This is a genomic window from Gordonibacter massiliensis (ex Traore et al. 2017), from assembly GCF_019731765.1.
GTDB lineage: Bacteria > Actinomycetota > Coriobacteriia > Coriobacteriales > Eggerthellaceae > Gordonibacter > Gordonibacter massiliensis.
In genome coordinates this window covers 1-9,515 of the sequence record NZ_JAASIO010000024.1, presented here as the reverse complement: position 1 = coordinate 9,515, position 9,515 = coordinate 1, and the positions used below count along the sequence as shown (strand labels likewise).

8 protein-coding genes are annotated in these 9,515 nt (G+C 64.8%); 1 reads left to right on the top strand and 7 read right to left on the bottom strand.

The annotated features are described in order from the left end of the window. Positions 1 to 115: 115 nt before the first annotated feature. The 6 genes from HCH03_RS16125 to HCH03_RS16100 all read right to left on the bottom strand — a co-directional run bounded on the left by HCH03_RS16125 (position 116) and on the right by HCH03_RS16100 (position 6,654). Positions 116 to 1,168: a PhnE/PtxC family ABC transporter permease gene (locus HCH03_RS16125; RefSeq protein ID WP_246600102.1), complete on the bottom strand. Its 1,053-nt coding sequence runs from the start codon at positions 1,166 to 1,168 to the stop codon at positions 116 to 118. Further along, on the bottom strand, positions 1,165 to 2,025 hold the full coding sequence (locus HCH03_RS16120; RefSeq protein WP_221690318.1) for a PhnE/PtxC family ABC transporter permease: 861 nt from the start codon (positions 2,023 to 2,025) through the stop codon (positions 1,165 to 1,167). The genes HCH03_RS16125 and HCH03_RS16120 overlap by 4 nt, the downstream gene beginning before the upstream one ends. Then, the gene (gene phnC, locus HCH03_RS16115; protein WP_221690317.1) at positions 2,022 to 2,942 is read right to left on the bottom strand and encodes a phosphonate ABC transporter ATP-binding protein; all 921 of its coding nucleotides are present in this window, start codon (positions 2,940 to 2,942) and stop codon (positions 2,022 to 2,024) included. The genes HCH03_RS16120 and phnC overlap by 4 nt, the downstream gene beginning before the upstream one ends. After that, positions 2,942 to 4,039, bottom strand: a complete 1,098-nt coding sequence (locus HCH03_RS16110; protein ID WP_185903850.1) for a phosphate/phosphite/phosphonate ABC transporter substrate-binding protein — start codon at positions 4,037 to 4,039, stop codon at positions 2,942 to 2,944. Before HCH03_RS16110 ends, phnC begins: the two co-directional genes overlap by 1 nt. A 506-nt stretch (positions 4,040 to 4,545) precedes the next feature. Next, on the bottom strand, positions 4,546 to 5,670 hold the full coding sequence (locus tag HCH03_RS16105) for an aldo/keto reductase (protein ID WP_221690316.1): 1,125 nt from the start codon (positions 5,668 to 5,670) through the stop codon (positions 4,546 to 4,548). A 96-nt stretch (positions 5,671 to 5,766) separates the two neighbouring features. Further along, complete coding sequence (locus HCH03_RS16100; RefSeq protein ID WP_080143954.1) at positions 5,767 to 6,654, bottom strand: LysR family transcriptional regulator; 888 nt, start codon at positions 6,652 to 6,654, stop codon at positions 5,767 to 5,769. Between the two features lie 222 nt (positions 6,655 to 6,876). On the opposite strand from HCH03_RS16100, the gene HCH03_RS16095 reads away from it, so the two are divergent. Then, positions 6,877 to 7,866: a TDT family transporter gene (locus tag HCH03_RS16095; RefSeq protein ID WP_080143955.1), complete on the top strand. Its 990-nt coding sequence runs from the start codon at positions 6,877 to 6,879 to the stop codon at positions 7,864 to 7,866. Between the two features lie 119 nt (positions 7,867 to 7,985). Here the strand turns inward: HCH03_RS16095 and HCH03_RS16090 are convergent, their stop codons facing one another. After that, positions 7,986 to 9,374 (bottom strand): glycoside hydrolase family 30 protein, encoded by a 1,389-nt coding sequence (locus tag HCH03_RS16090; protein ID WP_221690315.1) that lies wholly within the window; start codon positions 9,372 to 9,374, stop codon positions 7,986 to 7,988. Positions 9,375 to 9,515: the final 141 nt, after the last annotated feature.

Below are 9,515 nucleotides of genomic sequence, written 5' to 3'. Positions count from 1 at the left end.
CCAAGCGAGTTCCGCACGAGCCGAAGCGTCCAGAGGACGCTTCGTGCGAGCCAGGACTGCCGAGCGACTGGGTGCCGTCCCGCATCCGAGGCCCATCGCTCGCTCGCAGGTCAACTTAATGCTGCACGATGTAGCGCTTGCGCAACTTCGTGGCAACGACCTCCAGCACCACCGCCACGGCCAGGCACAGATACACGATGAGCCCCACCTCGTGGATGTTGTAGTAAAAGCTGCCGGCCAAGAACAGCTGATAGCCGATGCCGCCCGCGCCCGCCACGGCGCCCACGGCAACCGCGTTCACGAAGTTGATCTCGAAGCGGATGAACGTCCACGACAGCATCTCGTTCACCTTCTCGGGCACCACGCCCTGGAACACCACCTGCCACCACGACGCGCCGCTGGCGCGCAGCGCCTCGATAACGCCCGCGTCCACCTCCTCGAAGCTCTCCGAGTACGCCTTCACTAAATACGCCACGCTGTGGAACAGCAGGCCGATGACCGCCGCCTCCGGCCCCAGCCCGATAGCCACGCTGAACACGAGCACCCACAGGATGGTGGGCACGGCGCGCGCCACGCTCATGAGCACCTTGATGGCGTTGCTCGCGGCCCGGTTCGACAAATTCGATGCCGCCAGCAGGCCCAGCACGAACGCGATGACCGCGCCGATGAAGGTGGTGAGCAGCGCCAATGCCAACGACACGAACAGCCCCTCCACCACGTCGGGCAGCGTGAAGTGCCCCGCGAGCCCCGGCTGCAGCATCATGGTGACGAAGTCGCCCACGGCGGCCGCGAACGCTTGCGCGAACGGAACCTTGCCGTAGTTCATCGTCACCATGGCGAACACGGTCACCAGGGCCAGCACCCCCAGCGTGAGCATGAGGGCCACATTCGGCTTGCTGGCCACGCGCGTCTTGATCTTGCCGGAGCGCGTAACGCGCGCGCCTGCGGGGACGCGCGGGTCGTCCTCCGGTTGCAGGTCGTTCGTTGGCCGCAGGTCGTTCGCAACGTCAGCGAGGGTTTCCGCAGTGCCCGAGATCGTGGGGATGGCGGGGGCGAAGCGTGCTTCGGTACGCGAGTCCCCGGCATCGCTGCGAGGTCGGGGATTGCGGGAAGCCGCAGCGTCGGCTCTTCTGTCGTTCGGAAGAACGACAGAACCGGAAGGCGTCATAGGATCCTCCTTCGCACGTAGTTCGAAACGAGCTCGCAGGCGATGCACACCACGATGATGGCGAGCACCACGAGCCCCGCCACGTCGTAGCGGAAACTCTTGTAATAAATGTCGAACACGAACCCGATGCCGGTGCCGGTGAGGATGCCGATGAGCGTGGCGTCGCGGATGTTCGTCTCGATCATGTACAGCACCCAGCTCACCACCGACGTGATGCTCAGGGGTATGACGGCGTGCGCGACGATCTGCCCGTAGGTGGCGCCGGTGGCCCGCAAGGCCTCCACCGGGCCCGTGCTCATCTCGTCCACGCTCTCCAGGAAGCAGCGCGTCAGATAGCCGAAGCTCGTGAGGAACAGGGCGAAAAACCCGGTGAACTCGCTCTGCTTGAACGAGAACAGCAGAATGAACGCCCAGGCCACCACCGGGATGTTGCGGAAAAGCGACGCGATGCCCCGCACGACAAGGGGGACGGGGCCGCCCACCCCCACCGAGCGCGAGCCGAGCACCGCGCATATATAGGCCAGGACTGCCGCCGTGCAACTGGAGGCGATCGAGGCCAGTATCGTCGAACCCAAGGCGGGAAGGATGGTTCCCAATTTGTCGAGGGAAGGGAGGGAGGGGACGAATTGAGTCGCCATCCACACGAGCCCGCCTGGGACATCGAGGATTGCCTGAATTGAATCGAAGCCGACGAACGTGCCCGACACGGCGCCCAACGCCACGAACACGACGGCGGCCGCGACGATGGCAAGCGTGCGTCGGCGAAAGAACGATCCGTCGTACGTGCCGCGCGGCACGGCTCCTTTGCCGCGCAGGCTCGCGCGCAAGCCAGCCGGCTGCATGGTGCGTTCGGTCATGCGGCCTCCCCCGAGAGATCCTTCGACTCCGCGCTGCGCGCTCCGCTCAGGATGACAGAGGAGGGGTCCTCGTTCTCGCCCGGGGTGATGGAAGAGGGGTCCTCGTTCTCGTTCTGGACGACGGAGGGGTTGCCGCTCCCGTCCGGGACGAGGGCAGGATCGTCGCTCTCGCCTGTAGCGTAGATGTCGGCGATGGTGTCCTCGTCCAGCTCGTCCGGCAGCCCGTCGAACACCAGCCTGCCGCCCTTGAGCCCCACGATGCGATCGGAGAACTCGAGGGCGAAGTCAACCTGATGCAGGTTGACCAAGCACGCGATGCCCAGCTCGTCGGCCGCCCAACGCAGGTGCTCCATGACCGTGCGCGACGACTTCGGATCCAAGCTGGCGATGGGCTCGTCCGCCAAAATGAGCAGCGGATCCTGCACGAGCGCACGGGCGATGCCGACGCGCTGCTTCTGGCCACCCGACAGCTGGTCGGTGCGCGTGTAGGCGAAGTCGGCCAAGCCCACCTGCTCGAGCGCCTCGAACGCACGGCGCTTCTCGCTTTCGGAGAACAAGCCCAGCGCGCCGGCCACCGTGGACTTGTAGCCCAGGCGGCCTTGCAGCACGTTCTCGATGGACGTGGCGCGGTACACCAGGTTGTAGTGCTGGAATATCATGCTGATGCGCCGACGCACCTGGCGCAGGTCGCGTCCGCGCACATGCGTGATGTCGCGGCCGTCGAACACGACGCTGCCCTGCGTGGGGTCGATAAGCCGGTTCGCACAGCGCAAAAGCGTCGATTTGCCCGCACCCGACGAGCCGATGACGGACACGAACTCGCCGCGTTCCACCCGCATCGCCACGTCGCCGAGCGCCTTCGACCAACCGTCGTAGCTTTTCGTCAGACCTCGGACATCGAGAAGCGCTTCGGTCATTACGCCGCCCCGCCCAGCTTGCGTACGGGCTCGTACCAATCGTCCGTCACCTTCACGAAGCACGTCTTTTCGGAGTCCTTCTCGAAAATGCCCTTGGCGTTCTCGTCGTCGGGGTCGACGAAGATCTTCTTGTCGTCGGCCACCTTGCTGGAGCAGAAATAGTCAACAATCTTCGTGCGGTCGTCGTCGGAGATGGCGTCCTCGTTGAAGCAGATGGGGGCGTTGAGCACCGGCGTGATGGCGATGATGGTGAACTGCTTGCCGCGAACGGTGTCGAAGGGAGCCTCGGCGTCGTCCTTGGCTTTGTACACCGCGCCGATGCTGTTGGCTTCTCCGGACACGAGATCCAGGAACATGTCGACGTCCACGTCGTCGAACGCGGCCACGTCGGCGTCGCCCGACAGCAGGTTCACGGCCGAGCCCTGGTGCGAGTTGCCGAACAGGACCTCGGAGAAGAACTTGCCGCCTTCCAGCAAATCGTCGGAGCTGTCGAGCTTGAACTCGTCGACGATGGCCGAGGAAGGGACTTTGAAGCCCGAGGTCGACGTGGCCGACACGAACGAGAACGACTTGCCCTTGATGTTCTCGATGGAGTAGCTGCTGCCGTCTTTGTACTGATCCGCGTTGTCGGTGAGCACGCAGATGCGGCTGTAGTAGCAGGCGCCGTCGAGACCGCCGTCCTCATCGCTATTCGTGAACGCGGCGAGCACCTTGGGGTTCTTCTTGTTGGCCTGCACGTAGCCTTCTGCGCCCAGCAACGCCATCTGAGCCTTGCCCGACGCGATGGACTCGATGGCCACGTTGTAGTCGGTGGTGGTGAGCAGATCAGCCTCGCGGCCGCACGCCGCCGTGATGGCCGCGCCGATGGCCTCGCGCGAAGCCGTGAGATCGGCCGAGGAGTTGTCGGGCAGCCACACCATGGTGAGGGGGTCGGAGGAAGCGCTCGCTTTGCCGCCGTCGGACTTCGGCTCGTCCGCGCCCGCCGCCGCGCCGCTGCCGCCGGCCGTGCAACCCGTCATCACGCCGAACATGCCGGCCAACGCAACCGTAGCGCCGCCGATCACGAACTGCCGCCTGCTCAGATACCCGTCTGTCATCCCTATTCCTTTCGACTTTCCGTGCCAACACGCGGCACGGCATGCGATTCGCCTGCACCGCCTTCCATGCATCTGACATGGCGGCGTGTGGGTTCAATCGTAAGAAAGAAAGGTAAGAGCCCGTTCAGGCGCACGTAAAGAAGCGCCCAAGTTCAGGCAAAGCAACGATCACGCTTAGGGAAAGGAACGGTAAAACCGCTGGTGAAAAGACTGTTTCGTAAGCAACGGAGCCGTGCGGTCGAAAATGCGGTGGAAATCCGCTTGATGCATGCAAGGAATGCGCCTTGCCGCGGTGATACTGGAGCGGCTCCCGGCCCGCAAGGACAGGGAGCCGTAAGAAAGACCAAACCGCCGAAGCGATTCGAGAGCCGTGGGGAGTTAGCGCTCCCTGCGGCTCGTCAGCATTATAGCAAACGCATCCTCTTCGTGCCACTTATATCGGTATAGAAATTTTATGGGAGCGCTTCCGACAAAGCGGCAAGACGATGCCGCGTACGCCGGCGCGGCTATCCCTCGAAGTGCTCGGCGGCCACCTCCAGCTGATGGACGATGTCGATGCTTTGGGGGCACATCGCCTCGCAGGCTCCGCAGGCAATGCACGTCGACGCGCGGCCCGGCGCCTGCCATTGGTACAGGCCCTTCACGAAGTCGCGGTTCTCGGTCATGAGCTCCAGGTTCAGCAGGCTCATGATCTCGGGGATGGACACGCCCTGCGGGCAGTCCTTCACGCAGTAGCGGCAGTTCGTGCAAGGAACGGACGCCATGCCGCGCAGCGTGGCAACGGCCTGGTCGAGCGCTTGCCTCTCCTCGGCCGAGAACGGTTTGCTCGCTCGATAGGCCGCCACGTTCTCGTGCGCCTGCTCCAAGGTGGACATGCCGGACAGCACGGTGAGCACGCCCGGCAGGTTCCAGCAGAAGCGATAGGCCCAGCTGGCCAAACCCGCATCGGGAGCCGCAGCCCGGAACGGGGCCGCCACGCGCTCGGGCAAGTCGACCAGGCGGCCTCCGCGCGCGGGTTCCATGACCACGACCGGCTTGCCGTGCCGTGCGGCCACCTCCATGCATGCGCGCGCCTGCACCACCGGGTCTTCCCAGTCGAGGTAGTTCACCTGCAACTGCACGAAATCGGCATCGGGGTGCGCCGTCAGCAGCGCGTCGAGCGCGTCGGGGCCGTCGTGCATGGAGAACCCCCAGTTCCTAATCAGGCCCTCTTCTTTCTTCTGCTTGACGAAGTCCCACATGCCGTACTCGTCGAACTTGGCGGTGCGCTCGCCGCCCACGTTGTGCAGCAGGTAGAAGTCCACGTAGTCAAGCCCCATGCGCTCGAGCGACGTGGCCAGGTTGCCTTGGGCCTCGTCCTTGCTGCCGGCGGCCCAAGCCAGGCATTTGGTCGCCACGGTGTACGCGTCGCGCGGATAGCGATCGACGAGCGCCGCACGCAGCGCCGTCTCGGAGGCGCCTCCGTGGTAGACGAACGCCGTGTCGAAGTACGTGCCGCCGCCTTCCAAGAACGCGTCCACCATCTGTTTGAACTGCTCCACGTCGATGCTGGTCTGGTCGGCGGGATCGAGCAGCGGCAGGCGCATGCAGCCGAAACCGAGCTTCGGCGTGGATTCGAATTCCGGGTTCATAGGAGGTCTCCTCTCGTCAGATTGCCCTCCCATCATAGAACTTGGAGCGCACTCGAAGTCAAGCGGAAAGTTTGCACGAGCGAGAAGGCAGCCGTTTCACACCGAACGCAGGTCGTCGAACAGGCGGGCGTACTCGTCCCCGAACACGCTGCCTTTCAGACGGATGAACGTCAGGTCGTGCTCGATCAGCCGACCGGCAAGCGGGATGCGCACGAGCGTGCCGGCCTCGAGCTCGCACACGACGGCGGCTCCGTACAAAAACGCGATGCCGTAACCGCTGGCGGCGAACTGCTTGATGATGTTGACGCTCTCGATCTCCGTGACCCGCGCGAAGCTCTCGACCGACAGGTTCCGCGCGGCCAAGGCGTGCTCGAGCACGGCGCGCGTGCCGGAGCCGCGTTCTCGCACCAGCACGTGCTGGTCGAGCAGGTCTTCGAAGTGCAGGGGCTCGCGCGAGCCGGCAAGCGGCGCGTTCGGAGAGCACACCGCCATCAGATGCTCCGTGGCGAACACGCGCCAGTCGTAGGCGCTCTTATCGAAGAACCCCTCTACGAGCGCACAGTCGATGTCGCCGGCGTGCAACTGCGCGAGCAGGCGCTCCGTGTCGGACGACGCGATGCGCACCTGCACGTCGGGGTGGTCCACAAGATACGCCGCCAGCGGCTCCGCCAGCACGTACTCGCCAGCTGTGAGCGTCATGCCCAGGCGCAGACGGCGGCGCGGCCCCGCGAGGGCGGCGATGGCGTCGCGCAGCGTCGCCTCGTCGTGCGCCATGGTGGCAGCCGCGTCGCGCAGCAGCTCGCCGGCCGGCGTGAGCGAGAGCTTCTTGCCGTGGTACGACAGCAGCTTGGCGCCGTACGCCTTCTCAAGGTAGGCGATGTGCTGCGATACGGCCGGTTGCGTGATGTTGAGCTCTGCCGCCGACCGGGTATAGTTCAACGTTCGGCATACGCTCAAGAACGTGTTCATACGGAAATCTTGCATGGTAATCCTTCCGTTGCTTGTGTTCGCCCACCGGGCGCGGTATCGTCGGATGGCACAACGGCGCACGTCAGAAGCCATGTGGGCTTTGGCAAGACGCCCAGCGTTCATTAATTTATTATATATTGTTATTAACACATAATGATATATCATTTTTATTTTTGATAGGAGCATGCAAGAATGCGTCTGAGCAAAGCGAAGAACGACGTTGAAAGGCATGTGACTATGCGCGACATCATCGAGAAAGTACCCATTCCCACGGCAGGCGTGGCCCTGGCGCTCACGGCGTTGGGCAACCTGCTGCAGCCGGCGTACGAGGGCATCCACATTCTGTGCGGCGTGGTGGCGCTGCTCCTCATCGTCATGCTGGCGGCGAAGATCGTCATGTTCCCCAAGCTCATCCGCGACGACCTGCACAACTCCATCATGGCTAGCGTGAGCGGCACCGTGTTCATGACGTTCATGCAGTTCTCGTCGTACCTGGCGCCGATCGCCTACGTCCCCGCCTTCGCGCTGTGGATCGCGGCCACCGTGGCCCATCTGGCGCTCATCGTGTGGTTCACGGCGCGGTTTTTCAAGCAGTTCAAGCTGCACGAGGTGTTCCCCACGTACTTCATCTGCTACGTCGGCATCGTCGTCGCCTCGGTCACGTCGCCCGCTTTCGGCATGCAGGCCGTGGGACAGGCCATCTTCTGGTTCGGTTTCGCGTGCTACGCGGTGCTGCTGGGCCTGGTGACGTATCGCTACGCCAAGCACGAGATTCCCGAGGGCGCACGGCCGCTGTTCTGCATCTACACGGCCCCCATGAGCCTTTCCATCGTGGGCTACCTGGCCGTTACGGCCGAGCCCAATGCGGTGATGGTGGGCGTCATGCTGGTGCTGGCCCAGGTGCTGTTCGCGGTGGTGCTCTCCCGCCTGCCTCGCTTGCTGAAGCTGAAGTTCTATCCCAGCTACGCGGCCATGACGTTCCCGTTCGTCATCACGGCCACCGCGCTCGGTCAGGCCACCGCGTTCTTCCGCGCGAACGGCGTTGCACTGCCTTTCGCCTTCGACGTGCTGTTCTACGCCGAGGTGACGTTGGCAACCGTGATGGTGGCGTACGTGCTGGCGCATTACCTGCGCTTCTTCTTCCGCCGCGTCGAGCTGCCCCAAAGCGCCGGCGTGCTCAAAGAGAACGCCCAGATCGCCCGCTTCTCGGAGAACTTCGAGAACTGACAAGGCGGCGCGAAAGCGCCGCCTTGTCATCCTGAGCGAAGCGAACACCGTGAGCGAAGTCGAAGGATCCCGTGCGGCGCAAGCCGGAAGCCAAAACCTGCAAGGCTGGCGTGCTCCCCTCAGTGCGCCTCTTCCCCATCCCACACCAGCGTCATGATGCTGTGCGGCGGCGCTTCGAGGCGGGCGACGTGCGGGCGCTCTGCCGCTTCGAAACGCACGGCGCGGTCGCGCCGGTTGAGCACGACGAGCACGCGCCGACGGTCCGGACGCACGAAACCCGCGCATTCAAGGTCGTCCGTGAAGCGCGAAACCAGGAAGCGCTGCGAACTCGGCGGCACGAACCGGGAGAAATGCCCCAGATAGGAGAACGAGCGGTTCTCCACCAGCTCTTTCGCTCCGCGGTCGTACATGAGGGGCGCCTCGCAGAAATTGCGCACGTGGTTCGGGCCGCCGCGCTCGTCGAGCAGCAGGTTCCAGTCGATGAAACCGCTTGCCCCGGCGTTCAGGCACCCCATGACGGCGTGCGCGTATTGCTCGGCTTTGCGTTGCTGCTCGGCGTCCGACACGCGACCGACACGCCCGCCCGCAGCGCCCTCGCGCGCGTACTCCACGCACCCTTCGGTGAACAGCAGCTCCTTCTCGGGGTACGCCTCGGCCACGGCGCGCACCTGCTCGAAGTGGTCGCCCGCGTACCAGTGGAACGCCACGCCGTCGAGCGCCGCCCACGCGCCGGGCACGGCGAGCGCCTCCTCCGCGCGCTCGAATATGCGGTCGGTGTTGTGGTCCCACATCAGCAACCGCACGTCGGCGAACCCGGCCTCGTCGAGCGCCGGACGCAGGTGGCCAGCGGCGAACGCGGCCTCTTCCGCAGCGGTGAACAGGCACGAATCCCAACGCTGCGCCGCCATCGGCTCGTTTTGCACGCTCATGCGCCCGATGCGCACGCCCGCCTCCGCGTACGCCGACACATAGCGCGCGAGCAGCCGCGCCCATGCCCCGTAGCACGACTTCCGCAGCCGACCGCCTCCGTTCATGCGCCCGTTCGTCTTCATGAACGCCGGGGGGCTCCACGGGGAAGCCACCAACTCGAGCGCAGGGTTCACCGCCATCCCGCATCGTATGAAGGGCAACAGCAGCCGCCGATCGCGCTCGATGGAGAACGAACGGAGCGCCCGGTCGAACGGCCGCACGTAGGCGTAGTTGCCCAGCGCGAAGTCGCAGCTCTGCACATGCGTGCGGCAGAGCGTGTACGCGTTGCCGCCCCGCCCCTCGTCGCCGTTGGCGGCACCACCGAAGCACTTGAGCAAAAACTCGTCTTGCACCTGGGGCGGCATCTGCGCGAACACATAAGCGCCCGCCTCGGTGAACGCGCCGCCAAAACCGGCGATGCGCTGGTAGGTGCGGTCGGGGCGACACACCACCAGCTCCATCTCGGCGCGCTCGTCGCGGCGGAACCGCACGTCCTCGCGGCGGAACGCGCCGTGGGCATCGGTGGTGTAGGTGCGCATAGTCGGTCCTTTCAGCAACGTCGTCGGCTGTCGCCGCGGGAAGACCCTTCGACTCCGCCCTGGCGCCAGGTTGTCATCCTGAGCATGCAACAGTCCAGTGGACTGTTGCACTCCCGAGCACGCGGAGCGGGCGCAGGGAGG

Excerpts from the sequence above, each read along its gene's own strand:
- HCH03_RS16125 (WP_246600102.1), bottom strand. The coding sequence starts at position 1,168 with ATGACGCCTTCCGGTTCTGTCGTTCTTCCGAACGACAGAAGAGCCGAC.
- HCH03_RS16120 (WP_221690318.1), bottom strand. The coding sequence starts at position 2,025 with ATGACCGAACGCACCATGCAGCCGGCTGGCTTGCGCGCGAGCCTGCGC.
- phnC (WP_221690317.1), bottom strand. The coding sequence starts at position 2,942 with ATGACCGAAGCGCTTCTCGATGTCCGAGGTCTGACGAAAAGCTACGAC.
- HCH03_RS16110 (WP_185903850.1), bottom strand. The coding sequence starts at position 4,039 with ATGACAGACGGGTATCTGAGCAGGCGGCAGTTCGTGATCGGCGGCGCT.
- HCH03_RS16105 (WP_221690316.1), bottom strand. The coding sequence starts at position 5,670 with ATGAACCCGGAATTCGAATCCACGCCGAAGCTCGGTTTCGGCTGCATG.
- HCH03_RS16100 (WP_080143954.1), bottom strand. The coding sequence starts at position 6,654 with ATGCAAGATTTCCGTATGAACACGTTCTTGAGCGTATGCCGAACGTTG.
- HCH03_RS16095 (WP_080143955.1), top strand. The coding sequence starts at position 6,877 with ATGCGCGACATCATCGAGAAAGTACCCATTCCCACGGCAGGCGTGGCC.
- HCH03_RS16090 (WP_221690315.1), bottom strand. The coding sequence starts at position 9,374 with ATGCGCACCTACACCACCGATGCCCACGGCGCGTTCCGCCGCGAGGAC.